Source organism: Thermomicrobium roseum DSM 5159, from assembly GCF_000021685.1.
GTDB lineage: Bacteria > Chloroflexota > Chloroflexia > Thermomicrobiales > Thermomicrobiaceae > Thermomicrobium > Thermomicrobium roseum.
Genome location: NC_011959.1, coordinates 139,412 through 161,004, shown reverse-complemented (window position 1 = coordinate 161,004; position 21,593 = coordinate 139,412). Strand labels below are relative to the sequence as shown.

The 21,593-nt window shown below is 61.9% G+C and carries 18 protein-coding genes and 1 pseudogene; all 19 read left to right on the top strand.

Annotated elements, in window-relative coordinates; genetic code table 11:
- Positions 1–7: 7 nt before the first annotated feature.
- Complete coding sequence (locus tag TRD_RS00725; RefSeq protein WP_012641563.1) at positions 8–1,309, top strand: (Fe-S)-binding protein; 1,302 nt, start codon at positions 8–10, stop codon at positions 1,307–1,309.
- Complete coding sequence (locus tag TRD_RS00720; protein ID WP_012641562.1) at positions 1,306–2,073, top strand: electron transfer flavoprotein subunit beta/FixA family protein; 768 nt, start codon at positions 1,306–1,308, stop codon at positions 2,071–2,073. The genes TRD_RS00725 and TRD_RS00720 overlap by 4 nt, the downstream gene beginning before the upstream one ends.
- A gap of 15 nt (positions 2,074–2,088) precedes the next feature.
- A complete protein-coding gene (locus TRD_RS00715; protein WP_012641561.1) occupies positions 2,089–3,054 on the top strand; it encodes an electron transfer flavoprotein subunit alpha/FixB family protein in 966 nt (321 codons plus the stop codon).
- A 4-nt stretch (positions 3,055–3,058) separates the two neighbouring features.
- A complete protein-coding gene (locus TRD_RS00710) occupies positions 3,059–5,095 on the top strand; it encodes a heterodisulfide reductase-related iron-sulfur binding cluster (RefSeq protein WP_012641560.1) in 2,037 nt (678 codons plus the stop codon).
- Entirely contained in the window at positions 5,092–5,565 is a 474-nt protein-coding gene (locus TRD_RS00705) for a winged helix-turn-helix domain-containing protein (RefSeq protein WP_012641559.1), read from the top strand. Before TRD_RS00710 ends, TRD_RS00705 begins: the two co-directional genes overlap by 4 nt.
- Positions 5,562–5,861: a hypothetical protein gene (locus TRD_RS00700; RefSeq protein ID WP_012641558.1), complete on the top strand. Its 300-nt coding sequence runs from the start codon at positions 5,562–5,564 to the stop codon at positions 5,859–5,861. The genes TRD_RS00705 and TRD_RS00700 overlap by 4 nt, the downstream gene beginning before the upstream one ends.
- Positions 5,854–6,291 carry a glycine cleavage system protein GcvH gene (gcvH, locus tag TRD_RS00695; protein WP_012641557.1) on the top strand — a complete coding sequence of 146 codons (438 nt, stop codon included), beginning with the start codon at positions 5,854–5,856 and terminating at the stop codon, positions 6,289–6,291. The genes TRD_RS00700 and gcvH overlap by 8 nt, the downstream gene beginning before the upstream one ends.
- The gene (locus tag TRD_RS00690) at positions 6,288–6,752 is read left to right on the top strand and encodes a biotin/lipoyl attachment domain-containing protein (protein ID WP_012641556.1); all 465 of its coding nucleotides are present in this window, start codon (positions 6,288–6,290) and stop codon (positions 6,750–6,752) included. Before gcvH ends, TRD_RS00690 begins: the two co-directional genes overlap by 4 nt.
- A gap of 16 nt (positions 6,753–6,768) precedes the next feature.
- Positions 6,769–7,842, top strand: coding sequence for a lipoate--protein ligase (locus tag TRD_RS00685; protein WP_012641555.1), 1,074 nt, complete (start codon positions 6,769–6,771; stop codon positions 7,840–7,842).
- A gap of 252 nt (positions 7,843–8,094) precedes the next feature.
- Entirely contained in the window at positions 8,095–12,948 is a 4,854-nt protein-coding gene (locus TRD_RS00680; RefSeq protein ID WP_012641554.1) for an Ig-like domain-containing protein, read from the top strand.
- A 21-nt stretch (positions 12,949–12,969) separates the two neighbouring features.
- On the top strand, positions 12,970–13,890 hold the full coding sequence (locus tag TRD_RS00675) for a metallophosphoesterase family protein (protein WP_052294023.1): 921 nt from the start codon (positions 12,970–12,972) through the stop codon (positions 13,888–13,890).
- Positions 13,891–14,016: 126 nt separating this feature from the next.
- Complete coding sequence (locus TRD_RS00670) at positions 14,017–14,307, top strand: hypothetical protein (protein WP_012641552.1); 291 nt, start codon at positions 14,017–14,019, stop codon at positions 14,305–14,307.
- A gap of 100 nt (positions 14,308–14,407) precedes the next feature.
- On the top strand, positions 14,408–14,713 hold the full coding sequence (locus TRD_RS00665) for an antibiotic biosynthesis monooxygenase family protein (protein ID WP_012641551.1): 306 nt from the start codon (positions 14,408–14,410) through the stop codon (positions 14,711–14,713).
- A gap of 607 nt (positions 14,714–15,320) precedes the next feature.
- Complete coding sequence (locus TRD_RS00660; RefSeq protein ID WP_012641550.1) at positions 15,321–16,229, top strand: carbohydrate ABC transporter permease; 909 nt, start codon at positions 15,321–15,323, stop codon at positions 16,227–16,229.
- Between the two features lies 1 nt (position 16,230).
- A complete protein-coding gene (locus TRD_RS00655; RefSeq protein WP_012641549.1) occupies positions 16,231–17,112 on the top strand; it encodes a carbohydrate ABC transporter permease in 882 nt (293 codons plus the stop codon).
- Positions 17,113–17,163: 51 nt separating this feature from the next.
- Positions 17,164–18,696, top strand: coding sequence for an ABC transporter substrate-binding protein (locus TRD_RS00650; protein WP_012641548.1), 1,533 nt, complete (start codon positions 17,164–17,166; stop codon positions 18,694–18,696).
- Between the two features lie 14 nt (positions 18,697–18,710).
- Positions 18,711–19,337, top strand: a pseudogene (locus TRD_RS15420) (D-apionate lactonase family protein); the annotation flags it as partial.
- 135 nt (positions 19,338–19,472) lie between these two features.
- Positions 19,473–20,543 carry a D-apionate lactonase family protein gene (locus TRD_RS14555; RefSeq protein ID WP_143714582.1) on the top strand — a complete coding sequence of 357 codons (1,071 nt, stop codon included), beginning with the start codon at positions 19,473–19,475 and terminating at the stop codon, positions 20,541–20,543.
- Complete coding sequence (locus TRD_RS00640; protein WP_012641546.1) at positions 20,540–21,592, top strand: Gfo/Idh/MocA family protein; 1,053 nt, start codon at positions 20,540–20,542, stop codon at positions 21,590–21,592. Before TRD_RS14555 ends, TRD_RS00640 begins: the two co-directional genes overlap by 4 nt.
- Position 21,593: the final 1 nt, after the last annotated feature.

Below are 21,593 nucleotides of genomic sequence, written 5' to 3'. Positions count from 1 at the left end.
GCTGACGATGGATCCGAGCCTGGAAAAGGTGCAGGAAGTCTGGGAGCGAGAAACCGCGATCGTCGAAGGGGTCGATATTTCCGGTCCTTGGAACCGGATGTTCGGCCAACGCGTCATCTGGGACTATACCCCTGAGCTGATCGAAGAGATCGCTCGCTTGCCTAGTGGGGAATCGTTCGCCTGGTGCTACCAGTGCGGTAAGTGCGTCCCGGTCTGCCCGGTCGACGTGGTCGGTGATTATGGGCCACGCAAGCTGTACCGGCGGGCACAGACCGGGATCAACCTCCTCGATTCGCCCGACCTCTGGCTCTGCACCACGTGTGCCAACTGTCTCCGAGTCTGCCCCAAGCAGGTCGATATGATCCAGATCATGCCCGCGGCCCGCGAGCACGCCATGCTGAGTGGGCGCGTCATCCCCAGCGAACTCCAGGAGGCGCTCGAGAACACTGCCAAATACGGAAACCCGCTCGGGCAACCGGCCCGCAAGCGCGAAGCCTGGGTCAAGGACGCCGGCGTACCCGTGCCGATCTTGCACCAGATCCAGCGTCCGGTCGAGTGGCTGTGGTGGGTCGAGTGCTACCCCTCCTACCATCCGCGCGGGATCGACGCCTCGATCGCGTTGGCCCGCATCTTCCACGCGCTCGGTCTCGATTTCGCCATCTTGGGTCGCGAGGAGAAGTGTGCCGGCGACTCGCAGCGACTGGCTGGTGAGCGCGGGCTGTTCGAGATGCTGGCCGAGGAGAACATCCGTACCCTCTCCAAGTACGAGTTTCAGCACATCGTCGTGACCGATCCGCATGCCCTCAATGCCTTCCGCAAGCACTATCCGAAGCTCGGCGGACAATACGACGTTTGGCACTACACGACGCTCCTCGCCCGCGAGCTCTCGCGCCTGCAGCCGCTCCTCGTTCGCCCGCTGCCCTACCGCGTCACCTTCCACGATCCCTGCTACCTCGGCCGTCACAACGGCGAATACGACGCACCACGGCAGCTGATCCAGGCGATTCCCGGCATCGAGTTCGTCGAGATGCTGCGTTGTCGCGAGAACTCCTACTGCTGCGGCGGCGGTGGAGGTGGCATGTGGCTGGACAGCTTCGCGGCTGGCCATCAGCGCCGGCGCCTTTCTGAGGAGCGCGTGCTCGAAGCGGTCAGCACCGGTGCCGACACCTTAGTCGTGTGCTGCCCGTACGAAGTCTCCCGCTTCGAGGATGCCGTGAAGTCGACCGGAAACGAGGGACGCTTGCGTGTCCGCGATATCGCTGAGCTTCTGGCCGAGGCGATGGGGATGATCGGGGAGGCAACAGCATGACGATCGCGGTGATCCTGGAGCAAGTGCCGGATGTAGTGGAGGAACTCGCTATCGCCCCCTCGGGGAACGAACTCGACCGCGACACCGTAACCTACGTGTTGAACGAGTACGACGACCACGCACTGGAAGAGGCGTTGCTGCTGGCCGAAGCCAGCGGCGACGAGGTGATCGCCGTCGGTATCGATACCACTGGGGAACTCGATCAAGCCCTGTACACGGCGCTCGCCAAGGGGGCCAAGCGCGCGATCAAGCTGGTCGGTGATTTCGAAGAGACCTGGCTGAGTACCCGTGCGACAGCCGAGATCCTGGCACCGATCCTACGCGATCTGGCGCCGCGCCTCGTGCTGACCGGTGTGCAGGCACCGGACGATCTGGATGGGCAACTCGCACCGACACTCGCCGCACGGCTCGGCTGGCCACACGCCAGCGTGGTGATCGGCACTGAGTTCAGTGATGGCCGTCTCAGGGCTCGTAAGGAACTCTGGGGCGGAATGACCCTGCTGCTCGAACTGGAACCCCCCGCCATCCTCGGTATTCAAGCGGCTCGCCAGGCGCCACGCTACGTCCCGGTCAGCCGCGTCCGGCAGGTGATGCGCGAGGCGACGATCGAGGAGATCGAAGTCGAACTCCCCACCCAACCGAGTGTCGCGGTCGAGCGCCTGCGTCTACCTGAGGAAGCCAGCCAAGCTGAGCTCCTGACCGGAAGCGCAGCGGAGATCGCCGAGCGAATGATCGAGCTGTTGCGCGCCCGCGGACTGCTGTGAGCGAGGAGGAGGACGATGGCCCAGCGGATCGCCGTGCTCGTCGAACACCTCGACGGTGAACCGACCGATGTGACCTACGAACTGCTCGGCGTCGCGCGCCGCATGGCGGACGAGGACGGCGCGATGGTCGACGCAGTCTTGCTGGGGTCGGAGGTCAGGCAGCTTTCCGAGCGCCTGCCAGCCGACCGGGTGACGATCCTCGACCACCCTTCCCTCCGCTATCTCGCACCGGAGGCCGCAGCGCGGGCACTCGCTGCATTGCTGGCCGACGCTCCACCGAAGCTGACTCTCGTGCCGAACACGTCGCTCGGGATGGACATCGCTGCCTGGGTGGCGGCTCGTCTCGGCTGGCCGCTGGTCAGTTATTGCCGGGCACTGGAGTCACGCGACGGACAGTGGATCGCCACCGCCCAGCTTTTCGGCGGCAAGATCCTGGCGGACGTGGCGTTGGGCGACGAACCGGCGATCATCGGCGCGCTCGCCGGAGCCTTCTCGCAGGACGCCGCATCACCGGGTCCGCCAGGAACGATCGAGCAAGTGCCGGCACCGGCTGAACTCGAGCAACTGCGTAGCCGCGTCATCGCGCTGGAACGACCGGAAGCAGCCGACGTCGACATCACGCGAGCCGAAAAGATCGTAGCGGTGGGCCGCGGAATCGAGAGCAAGGACAACCTCGAACTGGCCGAACAGCTCGCTCAGGCGCTCGGCGCCGTGCTGGCAGCCTCCCGCCCGCTGGTCGATGCCGGCTGGCTGCCGCGCTCGCGACAAGTCGGCAAATCTGGCCTAAAGGTCAAGCCGAAGCTCTACGTCGCGCTCGGGATCAGCGGCGCACCCGAGCATCTGGAAGGCATGAAGGATGCCGAGCTGATCATTGCCATCAACAAGGATCCCAAGGCGCCGATTTTCACCGTCGCCGACTATGGAGCAGTCGCCGACCTCTTCGAGGTCGCCGAGGCGCTGCTGGAGCGACTGGAGGGTTGATCCCGTGCTCAGCACACCGGAACGGATCGCGTTCCTTCTCCTGGCTCTCGTCTCGCTCCTGCTCACCGCGCACGGTGTCTCACGCCTCGTGCGGGCCATCGGACGCGGACAGGGTCGGCCACGCTGGTCGCTCTTCGTGCGGCGCGTCGTCCCGGTCAGTCTCGACATCCTGCTGCAACGGCCGATCTTCCGAGCGCGTCCGTGGGTGAGCTTGCTGCATGCCGGGATTTTCTTCGCTTTCGTCTTCTACGGCCTGGTCAATATCCTCGATATCCTCGAGGGATTCACCGGCTTCACGACCCTGCATCGGGGCGGCATCGCCGGAGCCTACAATCTCGTCGCCGATCTCTTGAGCGTGGCAGCGCTCGTCGGCATGATCGGGCTCTTGTTCCGCCGCTTCGGCCTGCGACCTTTCCGCTTCAACGAGCGTGTCCTGCTCCTCCCGAGCGTTCGGTTCGGGATCGCGCGCGATTCGGCAATCGTGGGTGGATTCATCCTCTTGCACGTGGGCTCACGCTGGGTCGGGCAAGCTGTGCGCATCGCCGAAAGCAGGCACTCTGACTGGAGCCAGCCGACCGCCAGTCTGGTCGCTCGACTCTTCACCGGGTGGGAAGTCGAGACGCTCGCCCTGGCCAGCCACGTGACCTGGTGGCTCGCACTCGGACTGATCTTGGCTTTTCTGCCCTATTTCCCCTACTCGAAGCACATCCACCTGTTCATGGCTCCGCTCAACCTGATCTTGCGCGAGGAGCGTCCTCTGGGGCAGCTCGAGCCACCGGTCGCCCGCGACGGCCAGCTGGGCAGCGAACGGCTGGAACAGTTGCGCTGGTTCCAAATCCTCGATGCTTACGCCTGCATCATGTGCAACCGCTGCCAGGACGTCTGCCCGGCACATGGCACCGGGCGCGCACTCAGTCCCGCCGCACTGGAAATCAACAAGCGCTATTATCTGAACCGGAATTTGCGTGCCTTCGCTGATGGGACGAGTTCGCCGCCCTTACTCGAGATCGCTACCTCCAAGGAAGCGGTCTGGGCTTGTACGACCTGCGCAGCGTGTGTCCGGATCTGTCCGGTCGGCAACCGCCCGATGCTCGATCTCATCGATATCCGGCGTGCCCTCGTCAACCAGGGAGATCCGCTCGATCCCAACCTGCAAGCAGCACTGGAGAGTCTCGGACGCTATGGCAACTCGTTCGGGAAACCAGCACGCCAACGCGCTCGCTGGGCCAAAGAACTTCCCTTCACCATCAAGGACGCGCGCAAGGAGCCGGTCGAATACCTGTGGTTCGTCGGTGATTTCGCTTCCTTCGATCCGCGGATGCAGGAGAACACCAAGACAGTGGCGTGGCTCTTCCACACGGCCGGCCTGGACTTCGGCCTCCTGTACGAGGACGAGCGCAATGCCGGGAACGACGTGCGTCGCGTCGGCGAAGAAGGGCTGTTCGAGCTGCTCGTCGAGCAGAATTTGCGCGCGTTCGAGAAAGCGCAGTTCCGAGCGATCGTCACCACGGACCCGCACAGCTACAACGCGCTCAAGAACGAGTACGCCGCCTTCGGTTTCTCCGTACCGGTCTATCACTACACGGAAGTCCTCGCACAGCTCCTGGAAGATGGGCGATTGACCGTCCGGCAGCCACTCGCGGCGGCAGTCACGTACCACGACCCCTGTTATCTCGGCCGCTACAACCGGATCACAGCAGCACCCCGCCGGATCTTGCGGGCACTCGGGGCAGAACTCCGCGAGATGCCGCGACACGGGGAAAACACGTACTGCTGTGGCGCTGGTGGTGGTCAGATCTGGATGGCCAGCGACGGCGAGGAGCGACCGAGCGAGCAGCGGATCCGCGAAGCAGTGCAGCTCGGTGAGGATCTCCGCTACTTCGTCGTCGCCTGCCCGAAGGACATGGCTATGTACAGTGACGCCGTCAAGACGACGGGCTACGAAGGGCGGCTGGTCGTCACCGACATCGCCCGGCTCGTGGCCAGCGCGGTTGGCTTCGAGGAAGCACCGGTGTTCGCCGCTACGGAGGAACGCTCGTGAGTGCAGGGTGCCCTGACCAGCTGGCCAGTGCATTCGCACAGCGCTTTCGTGTCCTGGCGCGGGCGCTGGATCGGCTCGACCGGCTGGAAGGGGAGCGTGCCTTCGTTGGTTGGCTGGATCAGCTCACCGAACAACCGCACGTTCTCCAGGATGCCAGCGAAGCACTCGTGCTCCAGGCACTGCGTGCAGCGAGCGACCCCATGAACTTGGCCCTGCTGCGTCACTTGTCGGTCGAGGAAGCCACCGGGCTGGCAGAACTCGCTGCGGAGCTCCCGCTCGAGCGGATCGCGCTCCACGTGCGCCTGGGCGAACTCGCGCAGGCGGGACTCGTGGCGCTGGAGCTGGAGCGCGAAGCAGCCAGGCTCACGGCGCTGGGGAATGCACTCCGGGACTGGCTGGACACACTGATCCGATGCACTCTGGACCAGGTCGGCGCGTGGTTGGAACTGGTACGGAGCACGCAGTCGTGAGCATGCGCTGTCCGTATTGCGATTTCGCGGGTGACCGGCCGACAATTCACGTGCACCTGGCGGAGGCGCACGCCGACCGACTCGCCTTCAGCTGGCACGAGCGCTCGGGGTACGCCATCGCGACGGTACGCTGTCCGCTGTGCGGTGCGAGTTGGGATCAACCACTGCGCAAGGCACGGCGCGATCCAGGCTTCCTCGACGAGTACGCCTACGAGATTCGCCTGGTGTTGTTCGACCTACTCCTCCACCATATCCGCGGGGAACATGAAACGGAAGGTGAGGCGAGAGATGGCTGAGGTACACGGCTGCTCGATCCCAGAGGATCGGTATTACTGGCCGGAAAAGCATGTGTGGGCCCGCCCCGAGCCGGATGGGACAGTGACGATCGGCATTACCGACGTCGCGCAACATCTCGCCAAGACGATCATCAGCGTGACACCACGTGGCGTGGGGCGCAAGGTCCAGCGCGGCAAGAGTGCCGGAACCTTAGAGAGCGGGAAGTGGGTCGGCCCAGTGACCTCACCGATTTCCGGCGAGATCGTGGCGGTCAACGACGCAGCGATCGCTGATCCCAAACTCCTCAATCAGGACCCGTACGGGGCCGGATGGTTCGCCCGCCTGCGGCCGGATGACTGGGAAAACGAGTCGAAACTCTTGGTAACCGGTCCGGAGGCCGTCGAAGCCTACCGGAAGGTCTTGGAACAGGAAGGGATTTCCTGCTCGTGAGCTTTGCCGAAACGACTCGCGTCTATCGCGGCTGCGTCATCCCGCTCGACCTGCTCTACGATGTCGAGCGCGACGTCTGGGTGCGCCGAGAGGGAGAATTGGCCACGCTCGGAATGACCGATCCAGCCCAGACGCGAGCAGGCAAACTGGTGGCCATTCGCTTCCGCCGACCCGGCACCATCGTCGAGCGCGGGCGTGCGCTGGCCACGATCGAGAGCGGGAAATGGGTCGGCCCCTTCCCGGCCCCCTTCCGCTGCGAACTCGTCGAGACGAACCAGGCAGCCTTCGAGCGCGACATCCTGATCGCCAACCGCGACCCCTACGGTGAAGGCTGGCTCGTGCGAGTCCGCCCGCTCGCCCCTGAGGAACTCGCTGAACTCGTCACCGGCGAGGAGGCGTTCACCCGCTATCGTGCGCGGATCGATGCGTTGGATCTCAACTGCTTCCGCTGTGCCGAGTGACTGAAAGGAGGAAACGGTGCGTGTCCGCGTCGTCGATCTCGGTCTGGTCGACCCAATCCGCTCCCAGAGTGTCTACCACGCCGTCGGGTACACCTTCCGATCCGACACGCTACCGACCATCCTGCTCGTCTCACCGACCACCCCCTATGTGTCGATCGGCTTCCATCAGGATGCTGAGCGCGAGGTGGATCTCGACTACTGCCGGAGCGTGGGCCTCCCGGTCATCCGCCGCGAGGTGGGTGGGGGGGCTGTGTATCTGGATCAGCACCAGGTTTTCACCCAGTGGATCTTTCCGCGCGCGCTGGTGCCGCTTCGCCTGGAGGAGCGTTTCGCCTGGTACGTCCGCCCCTTCGTCGAAACCTACCGTCGTTGGGGAATCGAAGCGACGTGGCGACCGATCAACGATGTCCACGTACGGGGGCGGAAGATCGGCGGAACGGGTGCCGCGAGCATCGGGGAAGCTGAGATTCTCGTCGGCAGCCTGATGCTCGATTTCGACACACGGCAGATGGCGCGCGTGCTCAAGGTCGCCTCGGAGAAGATGCGCGATAAGGTGTTCGAGAGTCTCGAGGAGTACATGACCACCATGCATCGCGAACTCGGAACGCTCCCAGATCGCGACGCTGTCGTAGAGACCTATCTGGAATGCTGTGCGGCGGCACTCGGGGCAGAAATCGAGTTCGGCACGCTGACCCCGGAAGAAGAAGCGATGGCCGCTGAACTCGACGAGCGGTTCGCTTCCGAAGAGTGGTTGTACCAAAAGGGTGGGCTCCGCCAATCGGGAATCAAGATCCATGCCGATGTGCACTTGCACGAGGCAGCACTCAAGGTACCTGGCGGCCTCATCCGCGTGATCGTGCGGACGCACCGGGGCCGCATCGACGATATCAGCATCAGCGGTGACTTCACGCTCCTACCGGCACTGGGGTTGGCAGCCATCGAACAGGCTGTCCGCGGTCTCGCCCTGCGCCGCGAGGAGCTCACGGCCCGAGTTCGGGACGTCTATCGCGCACTCGGCTTGCAATCGCCAGGCGTCAGCCCGGACGACTTCGCCGCCGCGATCCTGCGTGCCGTGGAAAGCATGCGCTGAGCACGATAGCACCCTCGCCCTGGTCGGCTATCGATGAGCGACCCGCAGGCCCTTCTCGTCGCCATGCCGGCAGATCCTCGCATTCTGTCGACTGAACACTCGGTGAGAGCTTTTTAGCCACCGGCTGACCAACCACTTGGCGATGATGTCTCCGCATACTGAGTGGAGCACAGCCAGGTGCGGCCAGTCTACCCGCGCACCTGCGCGAGGAGCTGATGTCACATCGACTGGCTGGCGAGAGGGATTCCCCACATGAACGATGGCCGCGAGCAGTCGCTCCATATCCGTTCGATGCGACGAGTCCGTCGCCTCCCGCCTCTTCTCCTCGCTTGCGCGCTCGTCACTGGTCTGTTCGGAGCACGACCACAGCCTGCGGCAGCAGCGAGCTGCGCGACGAGTGGCCCTTCCACCGGCACGTACCTCGTCACGGTCTGTCTGACTCAACCGGTGAGCGGCGCGTTCGTTTCCGGCGACATCACGGTCACCGCCAGCGTGACGACCAGTGGGGCAGCACCTCGCGTGCAACGCCTGATCTACTCGTTGGATGGCACGTATCTGCTCACCGAGTTCTTCTCTCCCTATACCTTCCGTCTTCCGACCCGGCAGTGGGCGGACGGCCAGCATACCCTCTCCGCTTCCGCACTGATGAGCGACGGCTTCACCAGCGCACCGACGAGTATCACGCTGTTCTTGCAAAACGGCATGAGCAGTCCGCCACCCATCCCTACTGGCTTCCAACCGACGAGCGGGACGACTCCGCCCGCTGGGCAACCCTTCCGCGTCGTCGCCGTCGGGGATGGGGGTGACGACGGAACGTACTCGGCGCAAGTGGCCCAACTGATCGGCACGCAATCGCCCAATCTCTTCCTGTATCTCGGCGATCTCTATGAGAAGGGGAGTTACACCGAGTTCGTCAATTACTACGGCCTGAACGGACAGCTTTTCTCGGCCTACCGCTCGATCACCAACCCGATCGTCGGCAATCACGAGTACGAGGGTAGAGTCGCTGAAGGCTATGTCCGCTACTGGCAGTCACCGCCGGATTTTTACAGCCTCGATGCGGGAGGATGGCACATCATCGCCCTCAACTCCAACAGCCAGTTCGGCCAATACGGACCGGGGACACCGCAGTACGAATGGCTGCTCCGTGACCTGCAAGCACACCGCGATGCCTGTACCATCGCCTTCTTTCATCATCCGCGTTTCAGTATCGGCCCACAGGGAGATACTCCTGCTCTCCAACCGATTTGGGAACTCCTCTTTCAGTTCGGTGTCGAACTCGTGCTCGTCGGGCACGACCATGACTATCAGCGCTGGATGCCGCTCGACCGGGACGGCCAACCGCACCCCAACGGGATCGTCCAGCTGGTGATCGGTACTGGCGGGCATGGCATCCGTGCTTTCGCCCGGAGCGACTCGCGCGTCGCTGCAGGATTCGATCAGCCACCCTCCGCGTACGGTGTCCTAACTGCTTCGCTCTTCTCCGACCGGGCTGATCTTGCCTTCGTCGATCTCGCTGGGCAGGTACGCGACAGCACCACCGTCGCATGCCATGGTCCCAACGACACCATGGCGCCGAGTGCACCGACTGGCCTTCGCGCGACCCTGGTCTCCAGCCAGCAGGTGGCGCTCTCCTGGGACGCTGCAACGGATGACTATGCCGTCACATCGTACGAGATCCTACGCGATGGTGTGGTGATCGGGATCGTTCCCGGTACCACACGCACGTTCTTGGACAACACCCCACAACCTGACCAGACGTACTCCTACCAGGTTGTCGCGCTCGATGCAGTCGGGAATCGTTCCACGGCGAGCGCACCGGTAACGATTTCGACGAGGACCACGCTCTTCGCCGACGACTTCGAAAGCGGCACGCTCAGTCGCTGGAGCGCAGTGAGTGGTCTCACGATCACGACGTTGCAACCGCATACCGGGCAGTATGCCGCGCGCGCCCTCTCGACGAGAGGGACTGTCGCCTATGCCAGAACTCTGTTGCCCTCGGCGCAAACGGATGTCACAGTCGAAACCTGGTTCTATCTCGCAGCGCGTGGCACGAATGATCAAGTCACGCTGGTACGCCTCCTCAAGCCAACCGGCGGCGGTCTCGGCTTCGTTCAGATCGCTGCCGATGGCCTTCTCGCCTTCCGGAACGAGGTGACAGGCACGACCATCACCACCACCGCTTCCGTCAGCATGAACGCTTGGCACCAGCTGCGTCTTCGCCTCGTCACCGGCTCGGGTGGTCGTGTCGAACTTTGGTACGACAGCAATCAGCTCATCAGCTCGGCACAGAGCTTCGGCTCCAGCAGTGTCGGTCAGATCCAGATCGGCGAACATAAAACCAAGCGTACATTCGACGTCCGCTTCGATGACGTACTCGTCACGCCTCCGGCTGCTCCGCCACCGGACACGACGCCCCCTGACACGACCTTGACGAGCACGCCACCGCTATCGACCGCGGAGACCACGGCAACGTTCTCCTTCACTGCCAGCGAGCCAGCAACGTTCCAATGCAGCCTGGACGGTGCCGATTGGCAAACCTGCTCGAGCCCCGTCACGTTCAGCAACCTCGCGACTGGGCCGCACACCTTCAGCGTTTTTGCGGTCGATCGAGCCGGCAACGCCGATCCGACGCCGGCCAGCTTCGCGTGGGAGATCACTGCACCGATCGCCCCGGAGACAACTCTCTTGACCACTCCACCGGCACTCACCAATCAGACCACCGCGACGTTCACCTTCAGCTCGAGCGATACTGCGGCCAGCTTCGAGTGCCAACTCGATGCCACCCCTGCCGTGCCCTGCGCGAGCCCGTGGACGCTCAGCGACCTCACCGAGGGACTGCATACCTTCTCCGTGCGCGCGATCGACGGCGAAGGTGTTCCCGATCCCACTCCGGCGAGTTGGTCCTGGACCATCGACACGACCGCGCCACCCGCGCCGGGCAGCGTCACGGCGAGCGCGCTGAGCAGCACACAGGTGAGTCTCTCCTGGACGAGCGTGACCGACGCGAGCGGGATCGCCGGCTACGATGTCTACCGCGATGGTACCCTGCTCGTGCAGCTGGGACCCGTCACGAGCGTCACCGACTCGACCGTACAGCCAGCGACGACCTACCAGTACACCATCCGCGCCCGCGACAACGCTGGAAACGTCTCCAGCGATTCGGTGCCAGCGACGGTGACGACGCCCAGCCTGCGCCTGTTCGAGGACGACTTCGAGAGCGGTTCGCTTGTGCGCTGGTCCAGCGTCAGCGGCCTCACGATCACGACCGATGCACCCTACTCGGGCACATATGCTGCCCAAGCCCTTTCCACCAGCGGCACACCCGCCTACGCATTGGGAAATCTCGCTCGTCCTGTCAGCGAGTTTTCTTACCGCATCCGCTTCCAGCTCGTCAGCCAAGGAAACAATCCTGTCTATCTGGTCAAGTGGCGACGCGGCACAACCTCGCTCGGCGGCGTCTACCTGACCAGTACTGGTCGCCTCGGTATTCGCAACGACATCGCTGGACAAGCGCTGTCGACCACGACTCTCGTCACCACCGGGGCGTGGCATACGCTCGAAACGCACGTGCGCACTGGACCCGATGGTTTCGTTGAAGTTTGGTACGACGGGATACGCATTCACCAGAGCTTCCAGAACTTCGGAGCCAACCAGGCGACGGCTATCCAGCTCGGCGAGAACAGCACCGGTCGCATCTTCGATGTCCGCTTCGACGAGGTCGTCGCTGACACAGCAGCGATCGATGCGCCACCCGACTCAACTCCCCCCGAGACGACGATCACCAGCGCACCCCCGAGCACGACCGACCAGACCTCAGCGACCTTCTCGTTCACAGCGAACGAACTCGCCACCTTCCGCTGCAGCCTGGACGGCGCTCCCGCACAACCCTGCACGAGCCCGGTGACTTACACAGGATTAGCGGTCGGCACGCACACCTTCAGCGTCACCGCAACCGATCTCGCTGGCAACACCGATCCCACACCGGCAACCTTCAACTGGGAAGTCACCGCGACGTCCACTGCCCCCGAAACCGTGCTCACCGAAACACCGCCGCTCCTCACCAACAGCACCCAGGCGTCCTTCGCCTTCCATTCCGACGATCCGAGCGCCACCTTCCAATGCCAGCTGGACGGAGCGGCACCCGCTCCGTGCACGAGCCCGCTCACGCTCACCAACCTCAGTGAAGGTGCGCACACCTTCACTGTTACCGCAGTGAATGCATCCGGCAATGTCGATCCCACACCGGCAAGCTGGGCGTGGACGATCGACGTGACGCCTCCCCCAGCTCCGACTGGCGTCGGCGCGACGCCCGGTAACGGACAAGTCACGATCACGTGGCAACGCGTGAGCGACGCGAATGGAATCGCCAGCTACGAGATCTACCGCGACGGAACGCTACTCACCTCGGTCGGCGACACCACGAGTTACGTCGATAGCTCTGTGCAACCGAACACGACCTATTCGTATACCGTGGCTGCGCGCGACCGGGCCGGCAACGCCTCAGCGCAGAGCGATCCTGTTTCGGTAACGACCGGTCGCTTCGTGCTCTTCGCCGACGATTTCGAGTCCGGCACCCTGAACGCCTGGACCACCGTGAGCGGACTCACGCTCACGACGACCGATCCGTATGCGGGGACATATGCTGCCCAAGCCCTTTCCACCAGCGGCACACCCGCCTACGCCATCACTGCGCTTCCGAACTCAGCGAGCGATCTCCACGTTCGCGTGCGCTTCTTCGTCGCCACGCAAGGTGCCAATACAGTCTATCTCCTGAAGCTGCGCACCCCGACAGGCACCTCGCTCGGTGGCGTCTTCATCTCGAGTACCGGTAAGCTCGGCTTCCGGAACGACATTGCCGGGCAGAGTACGACGACGACTGTCGCTGTCTCACCAGGTACCTGGCACACGCTGCTCCTGCACGTCGTCGTGAGTACCAGCGGGACAGTCGAACTCTGGTACGATGGCATGCAGATCGCTTCCATCAGTGGCAATCTCGGAACGGACCCGATCGGAGGCTTCCAACTGGGAGAGAACAGGACAGGCCGTACCTTCGATGTCCGCTTCGACGACGTCCTGCTCGACACCCAGCCGATCGCAGGCTGAGAACCAACCATGGTGCGCCTGATGTCTCGTCTCCGGTGTTCGATCATCGCGCTGGTCTTCCTGGCCGCCTGCACCACCAGCCATGCGGCCACAATCACGCCGCACGCGACCGAAGCGATCACAACCACCTCTGCGACGCCAGCTCGACCAGTCATCCTGTGGGCAGTGGGAGATGCAGCGACGTGCCGATCGAAACAGGACGACGAGATCGCCGCATTCCTGGCGCAGCAACCAGGGATCATCGCCTTGCTCGGCGACGTCGTCTACGAGCGCGGGACACCGGAGGAGTTCGCTCGCTGCTTCGATCCACTTTATGGTCCGCTGAAGGATCGCCTGCGCCCGGCGGTCGGCAATCATGAATACGGCTCGCGCGATGCTGGGCCGTACTTCGAGTACTTCGGTGCGCGGGCAGGCCTTCCCGGCCAGGGATGGTACTCCTACGACCTGGGGGAATGGCACATCATCGTCCTGAACTCGAATTGCAAGCCGGTCGGTGGATGCGACGAGAAGTCGCCACAGTATCAGTGGCTGAAAGCGGACCTCACTACCCATCCAGCACGGTGCACGCTTGCGTACTGGCACCATCCGCGCTGGAGTTCGGGTGAGCACGGGAGCTTCGAGTCGATGCAGCCGATCTGGAGCCTCTTGGTCCGGTCCGGCGTCGACATCGTCCTCAGCGGGCACGACCATGACTACGAGCGTTTTCAGCCGCTCGACGCCGACGGCCACCCCGATCCTCGGCATGGGACGATGCAGTTCGTCGTCGGGACTGGTGGGCGCAGTCTCCGGCCGCTGGGCAACCCCCTTCCCACGAGCGCCATCGGGACTGACACGACCTTTGGTGTGCTACGGCTCGAACTCTACCCCGACCATTACTCGTGGGAGTTCGTTACGATCCCTGGAGCCAATTTCACCGATTCCGGAAGCGCTGCCTGCCACTGACCGGCGGAGATGGCAAAGAGACGGCTACTCTCTGGCCAGGGGATGACGCTGTCCTGCTCCACAGATGGTAGGACAAAGCGGGTATCGTTCGAAAGTCGAGCCGTGACGAAACCATGGAGGTCTCCAATGTATGCGACCTATGTTGTCCGGGAAATGGACGCCGCAACCAGAGCCATGACCCTGGAACGGGCGGCTAACGAGTTTTGGCCACAGCTCCGTGCGGCAGCAGGATTCCGCCATTACTATCTCATTCAGCAATCCGATAGTCAGACACTCGGCATCATCCTATGGGATACTGCGGAACAGGCTGCTGCCTTCGCGGCTGTAACGGATGGCTGGCAGTCAACGATGGACAACCTCGGCCATCGCAGAATCGTGTCCGGCGGGGGCGACGTTCTCGAAATCGCGGAAGGTTGAAGAGCAGACGAACAGCACTGCCTGGTCTCACGAACGCCTTTCCTCCAGCACCTCGATCGAGTCGCCGGTGACTACGCCACACGAGAAAGGAGGGCGACGAATGTATGGAAGCATCTTTCATTTGCATCCCAAGCCTGGTCAGAAGGCCACCATACGCCAGCTTTTCGAACAATGGGACCGGGAACGAGCCCCCCGGGTACAGGGTTTTCATGCTGGCTATCTCTTTCAGCCTGATCGATCGAGCGACGAACTGATCGGTGTCGCGATCTTCGCGGACCGCGAGAGCTACCGGAAGAACGCTACTGACCCCAAGCAGGACGAAAGGTATCGCTCGCTCCGCGCTCTCCTGACCGAGGATCCTCGCTGGGAGGACGGTGAGATCATCGAAGCTGCCGAGCGGACATAACCCGAGGACTGTCGCCCTTGCCACCTTCGCGATCCCGGGTCGACCCGGGATCGCGGCGCGTCATCGTTGCGCCCCTGATTCATCCCGAGCACTTGGCACGTGTCGAAGGGTTCGTCGAGCGCGCGGTCCGTGATGGTGCCCGCATCCTGCTCGGTGGTCGCCGCGCTGTTGAGGTTGGAGACCTTAGTGCCCCCCGAGTGAGCGAGCCCCCGGTACCTCCCCGGTCGGAGCAGGGTGCCCCAAACCAACTCAGAAGCCTGTCCGTGGTACACACCACGCGCGCAACCCAAGGCGCCACGATGCTTGCCACCGCGTCTCAGCATCCTGTTCAAGTACGCATGCACCATCTCTGCCTGCAGACCGACTGCCTCGATGGTTGGCTCATCGGTCCGAAGCAGCAGAACTGTCGAGCTGTGCCCCCTCAAAATCGGCACGTCTTCTCACGCGAATTTGCTGGGCGACAAGTGGTCTCCCCAGCAGTCGTGACACAGAAAGTACTACGAGTCGCGCTCGCCACAAGACGTACCTCAACCCTATTGACATGCCAATGCTATTCCATTATCATGCTGGTAGCTGATCGGCGGTCGCAGAACCAAAGGACGGGGACATGCGCACCAGCGAAGCAACGACCGGGCCGTATCCCATCGTCCCGGCTGAAGTAGCCCGACCGATCCGCTCAACGGGGAGGCGGCTCCGTCACCGACTGATTTGGGCGACCATGATCATCTTTGCCTTATTCTGCATTGTACCGATCTACTGGATACTCATCACTGCACTTCGCCCGCGGGGTGAGATCTTTGAATCACCAGCCCTACTCTACCCACAACATATTACTCTTGACAATCTTCGCTATGTCTGGCTCGGATCGCAAACGAACGATCCGGTACTTCCCTTCGTCTTCACCAGCTTTCTCGTGGCGACCGCGAGTGCATGCCTGACGCTGTTCCTGTCGCTGCCAGCAGCGTATGCACTCTCCCGTTGGCGAGTCGGCGGTAACCACCTCGCCATGTGGATACTCTCCCAGCGATTCATTCCACCCATCGCCGTTATCGTTCCCTTATATCTGCTCTACCGTCGTATTGGTTGGCTGGATACCTATCATGGGCTGATTCTCCTCTACACGGTCATCAACATTCCGATTACCGTCTGGATTCTCCGCAACTACATCGATGCTCTCCCACGCGACATCGAAGAGGCTGCGCTCGTGGATGGAGCCACGCCCGTACAGATTCTGCGGCATATCGTCCTCCCCCTGTCGTGGCCGAGTCTCGGGGCTGCAGCCATTCTGGCATTCCTGGCGATCTGGAACGAGTACGTGTTCGCTTATCAGCTGGCCGGACGGAATGTCGCGATGGTGACGGTCTATTTCCCGCGCCTCCGCTCAGCGATCGGAGAACTCTACGGGGAGGTCGCAGCGGCTGGACTGCTCGCCTTGCTCCCCGCTCTGCTGGTCACCGGATTTCTCCGTCGGTACATCGTTCGCGGCCTGACTCTCGGCGGTGGAAGGGAGCTCTGAGGTGCGTCACGCGAAGCGCGCCGGCTACATCTTCGTTGGGCCAGCGACACTGCTCCTTTTGCTCTATGCTCTCGTGCCGCTCCTTTGGACACTGTACTATGCTGTCTATCGCTTTTCTCCGAATCCGTCCGTCCCGCCGGAATTCACGGGGATCGGCAACTTCCTCGATCTCTGGGCCGATCCGCAGTTCCGTGGGGCACTGCTCAACACGCTTCTGCTCGGCCTCATCGGGATCCCCCTTCAGCTCCTTCTCGGCTTTCTCGCTGCCCTCGGGCTCTCCGCATTGGATCACTCTCGCTGGTTTGGGCTCCTCTTCGCAGCGGTCATGCTCCCCATCGCTGTCGCCCCCATCGTTGCAGGGATCGCCTGGTGGTTACTCTTCAACACACGCTTTGGTGCCGTCAACGGCATCCTGCTCCGACTCGGTGCACCCCTGATCGATTGGACGGTCAGTATGCCATGGGCTCTCCTAACCATCGTTGTGGCATTCGTCTGGTTCGGGACACCGGTCGCAGCTGTACTTCTCTATAGTGGCCTCACCTCGATCCCCCGCACCCTCGTCGAAGCGGCCCGAGTCGACGGGGCAACTGGCCTGCAACTCGTGCGAGCGATTATTCTACCGCTCCTTCAACCATTTTTTGGACTGAGCGGTATTTTCCTCCTGACGGAACTCCTGCGGCTGTATGAGCTCCCCTTCTATCTGACCCAGGGGGGACCTGGTAACAGCACTGTCGTGCTTGGGATCTATCTGTTCAAACTCGCTTTCAACTTCTTCGACCTCGGTCGTTCTGCCGCGCTCGCGCTGCTCTACGTGATCCTCTTGTCTCTGGTCGCGATCGGCTATGTCCGCCTGCTCGCGCGCACGGCTCAGGAGACGGCTTAACGGTAGCGAGGAAGCGTGTTGGTTCAAACGCAGCGGAAAGGAGGAGTTGGCATGGCGGACCGTTTGACGCGGCGGGAGGTCCTGCGAGCCGGAACTGGTGCCTTGGTCGGGCTGCTAGCTGCCTGCTCGCAACAGCAAGCGAGCAAGACACCGGCGCCGAGCCCTGCGGCCCAGTCAACAGGACAGGCCGCTGCCGGAACCCCGGCAGTTTCGGGAGAACCTCGTTTCGACGGTGTCACCTTGAAGTACATGTCCCACCCCGGGCAGATTCATCCGATCATCACTCATCATCTCGACTACCTCAAGGAGAAGTACGGCATCTCCATTCAAATCATCGACTCACCTGACCCCACCTCCTATCAGGATGCTATGCGCGACATCCGGGCGGGTGGCGGCCAGTTCGATATCTACATGATCTTCCCACGCTACAACGGAGAATTGGCTGCTGCCGGGGGCATCCGTGAGCTGGACGATCTCATTCAGAAATACAACGCCAAACCGCTCTGGGACAATATCATGGATGCCTACCGTATTCTCTATTCTGAATGGCATGGTAAGATCATCACCGCACCGGTTGATGGTGATGTCGCCATGATGTACTATCGAAAGGATGCTTTTGAAAATCCTGACTATCAGAAGCAGTTTAAAGAGAAGTATGGATTCGACCTGCGAGTGCCACGTACGTGGGAGGAGTGTCTCAAGATCGCGGAGTTCTTTACCGGGTGGGCCTGGGGACCGACCGGAAAGCCCGGCTATGGCTTCCAGACATCTACCTGGGACAGGGCGTTCATCGAGCAGCAGTGGGCGCCGATGATGGCTTCAGCAGGCGGGAACTGGTTGACCGAGGATCTGGATCCCGGCTGGAACAACGATGCGGGGACACGAGCACTCATCGATCTCAAGCATTTCCTCGACTTCGCACCACCGGGCTCGATCTCACTCTCCTGGAATCAAACGATGGAGACCGTCTTCGCGAATGACGTCGCCATCATCCTGTGGTACATGGACCTCGGACGGCTCGGCTGGTCGCCGAACTCCTGGTTTGCCAAGAGCGGTGGCCCCGAGAAAATGAAGAACATCGGCTACGCGGAGTGGCCGGGATACGAAATCAACGGCAAGTATCGAAACTACAATTCGATGTTCTACGGCCGGGTGGTCGCGATCTCGAAATTCAGTAAGAATCCCGATGCGGCCTTCATGGTGCTCAAGACGCTGCTGACCCCCGAGCGGCGTGTTCTGTCCATGGACGACGATCAGAGCGGTAGTGACATGTTCCTCAAGACCGATTACGATCCTTCAGTCTTCAAGAAGTTGACACCGACGAAAGAGTTTCTCGATGTCGCGAAAGTCGTTATCACGAAGGGCTTCCCAGAAATGCAGATTCCGGGCGTCGGGGAATACATGGATGCCCTGCAAGGTCAAATCCATGCTTATCTCACCGGTAGCGAATCTGACCCCAAGAAGGCGCTACAAGCAGCGGCTGAGCGGTGGAAGGAAATTACCGATCGATACAATCGAAGCAAGCAGAAAGAGTACTGGCTTGAAGTCCTGGAGCGATATCGCAAGGCAGGTTTGCAAGTGTAGTTCAGGGGGCACCCATGCTTCACTGGCTTCGTTGCGGCTCGCTTGCGTTCGCTCTTGACCTTTCAACTGGATGGCTTTGGCATCTCACAATGGACGGGGTAGAGGTGTTTCAATCCCTCTACCCCGCTGTCCGCGATCGCAACTGGGCCACCATTCCGACTCGGGTGACCGCTTGGTCCGTGACCGGCCGAGACTACGAAGTGATCGTAACGCTTTCAGGAGTTTGCGGAAACGAGGAGATTGCGCTCGACTGGACGGGACAGGTCACTGCGAGTCAGGCTGGTCTTCTCCAGTACGCTTTTGAGGCACGTGCACGCAAGGATTTTTGGAAGAACCGAATTGGCCTCTGCATCCACATTCCAGCCACCTACGCAGGCGCTCCGGCTCGTGGCATCGCCCGGGACGGTACCGTCACGGACGGAGCACTACCCGTTTCGATCGCCCCGCACCAACCGTTTCGCAACCTCGCACAATTTACGTTCACGCTTCCGGACAAGAGGCATTGTACGATCATTTTTGAGGGTGATATCTTTGAAATGGAAGATCAAAGAAATTGGTCTGACGCATCTTTTAAGATATACTCAACGCCGCTGGATTTACCATTTCCGGTACTCGTTCATGAAGGACAGGTTCTCTTCCAGCGGGTCACAGCCCTGATTGAGCCCAAGGAGACAGCACCAGCGAAAGCTGAGTTGATCAGCCTCGACTGCGATCCTACACCTCTGACGCCAGTACCTTTCGGAACCCAGCTTCCACCGCTGACCACCGCTGACGAGATGGATCGACTCACGCACTGCCTCGCCCTTCTCCAACCGGACCACCTCCGGCTTGACGTGCATGCCGCAAGCGTGCAGGCGGACTATCTCCGTGCTGCTGCTCATCTTGCCAAGCGCACGGCGACTCCGCTCCTCATTGCCCTCTACGCGACGGACCCCGCTCAGGTGCAGGAGGTCGTCCCCCTCCTCACTGCGCTGGATGCACCGCTGAAGGCACTGATGTTGCATCATCCGGCAGAAAAAGTGACACCTCCTGCCCTCCTTGCGGCACTCGGTGACGAACTCCACCGAATCGGCCCTCTCCCACTCGCTGCCGGAACCGACTTCTTCTTCGCTGAACTGAACCGTGACCCGCACCCCTGGCCACAAGCGGACTGGATCGTCTTCACCATGACTCCCGGAGTACACGCACTGGACGATCGGAGTCTCCTGCTCAATGCGACGATTCAAGGGCAGGTCGTGGAGTCCGCTCGGGCCGTCGCCGGAGGGCGTCCCATCCTCGTCTCGCCCATCACGCTTCGCATGCGCAGAAATCCCAATGCCACGACCGGAGGTTGGGACATCCCGCGCGAGGAGCAAGTGGACCGGCGCCTTCACGCCGTTTTCGGCGCAGCGTGGTTGCTCCAAAGCCTGGCGAGCCTCGCAACCGCCCAACCGGTCGCCGTTACCTACTTCGAACTTGCCGGTAGTCTCGGTATCTTTGCAGAACATGGATCCGCTCCAGGAGACCGTCAAAACAGTGAAGAAACTCTCTCGTTCACCCCTCTCGCCAGCGTCATGCACCGGCTTCTCCGTACGGCGCGGAACGGTGCCCGCTGGTTCCGTGCTCGCTCGACGAATCCGGTCCAGATACAAACCCTCGGCATCCTGTTGCAGGAGCGCTGGGAACTTCTGATCGCGAATCCCTGGCCTTCTCCTCAGGTGGTCGAGATCACCCATCTTCCAGGCACCATAGAAGGCATTGACGCTCTTCATCCGCTGGCGAGTCCGTCGATGCCAGCGCTTTCTCAAGCGGTTCCACTGCTCGCTCTCCCACCGAATGCGGTCGTTGTCCTCTGGGGGCGACGATGATCGAGAAGGACCGACTCCGACTTGCACTCATCGGGTGCGGGTACTTCGCTCGCTATCACGCTGCCGCCTGGCGCGTGATTCCGCAGGTCGAACTCGTGGCGGTGTGCGACCGTGCGCCAGAACGAGCGCAGGCGTTTGCCGAGCAATTCGACGTCCCTCGCTACTACACCAATCCGGAAGCGCTGTTCCGCGCAGAGCGCCTCGATATCGTCGATATCGTGACTACTCCGGAATCCCATCGCGAACTCGTCGAACTTGCAGCACGTTACGGCGTGCATGTCATTTGCCAGAAACCCATGGCGCTCTCCGAAGCCGACTGCGTCGCGATGGTCGAGTCGTGCGAGCGAGCCGGCGTGAGCTTCATGGTTCACGAGAACTTCCGCTGGCAGCGAATATTCCGTCGTGCCCGAACGTTGACCGAGGCGATTGGCGAGCCTTTCTTCCTCCGGTTGTGGTTCCGCAGTCACTACGACGTGTTCGCCAGACAACCGTATTTGGCTACTGCCGAGCGTTTCATCATCCTCGACCTCGGTGTTCACCTACTCGATCTCGCACGATTCCTGATGCGAGACGAGTTCTCGACGCTGTATTGCATCACACAGAGAGTCCATCCCCAGATCCGTGGTGAAGACGTGGCGACGATCCTCCTTCGCTCGCGACGAGGCGCTGCCGCCTCTATCGAACTGAGCTACGCGTCATTTGCACCGCGAGAGCTTTTCCCACAAACGCTCGCGCTCATCGAGGGCCCCTTGGGAACCGTCCTCGTCGAAGCCGACGGTCTCTTGCGCCTCATTACATCCTCCGGTCATACCGAGGAACGCCTCGCGCCACCCTCCTTGCCCTGGCAGGAGCCTCCTGGTGAATGGATCCAGGAGGCCGTCCTCGCCATCCAACAACACTTCGTCGATTGTTTGCGACGTGGACTGATGCCAGAGACTCACGGACGAGATAATTTGCGAACAATGCAATTAGTCTTTGCCGCTTATCGCTCTGCCGACACTACCTCGAGCATCGCCCTCGATCAGTCCGAGTCAGAAAGGAGGGGCTGAC

What these genes read in the sequence shown, in the direction of transcription:
- TRD_RS00725 (WP_012641563.1), top strand. Translation starts at nt 8, where the DNA reads ATGGATCCGAGCCTGGAAAAGGTGCAGGAAGTCTGGGAGCGAGAAACC.
- TRD_RS00720 (WP_012641562.1), top strand. Translation starts at nt 1,306, where the DNA reads ATGACGATCGCGGTGATCCTGGAGCAAGTGCCGGATGTAGTGGAGGAA.
- TRD_RS00715 (WP_012641561.1), top strand. Translation starts at nt 2,089, where the DNA reads ATGGCCCAGCGGATCGCCGTGCTCGTCGAACACCTCGACGGTGAACCG.
- gcvH (WP_012641557.1), top strand. Translation starts at nt 5,854, where the DNA reads ATGGCTGAGGTACACGGCTGCTCGATCCCAGAGGATCGGTATTACTGG.
- TRD_RS00680 (WP_012641554.1), top strand. Translation starts at nt 8,095, where the DNA reads ATGAACGATGGCCGCGAGCAGTCGCTCCATATCCGTTCGATGCGACGA.
- TRD_RS00675 (WP_052294023.1), top strand. Translation starts at nt 12,970, where the DNA reads ATGTCTCGTCTCCGGTGTTCGATCATCGCGCTGGTCTTCCTGGCCGCC.
- TRD_RS00670 (WP_012641552.1), top strand. Translation starts at nt 14,017, where the DNA reads ATGTATGCGACCTATGTTGTCCGGGAAATGGACGCCGCAACCAGAGCC.
- TRD_RS00665 (WP_012641551.1), top strand. Translation starts at nt 14,408, where the DNA reads ATGTATGGAAGCATCTTTCATTTGCATCCCAAGCCTGGTCAGAAGGCC.
- TRD_RS00660 (WP_012641550.1), top strand. Translation starts at nt 15,321, where the DNA reads ATGCGCACCAGCGAAGCAACGACCGGGCCGTATCCCATCGTCCCGGCT.
- TRD_RS00650 (WP_012641548.1), top strand. Translation starts at nt 17,164, where the DNA reads ATGGCGGACCGTTTGACGCGGCGGGAGGTCCTGCGAGCCGGAACTGGT.
- TRD_RS14555 (WP_143714582.1), top strand. Translation starts at nt 19,473, where the DNA reads ATGGATCGACTCACGCACTGCCTCGCCCTTCTCCAACCGGACCACCTC.
- TRD_RS00640 (WP_012641546.1), top strand. Translation starts at nt 20,540, where the DNA reads ATGATCGAGAAGGACCGACTCCGACTTGCACTCATCGGGTGCGGGTAC.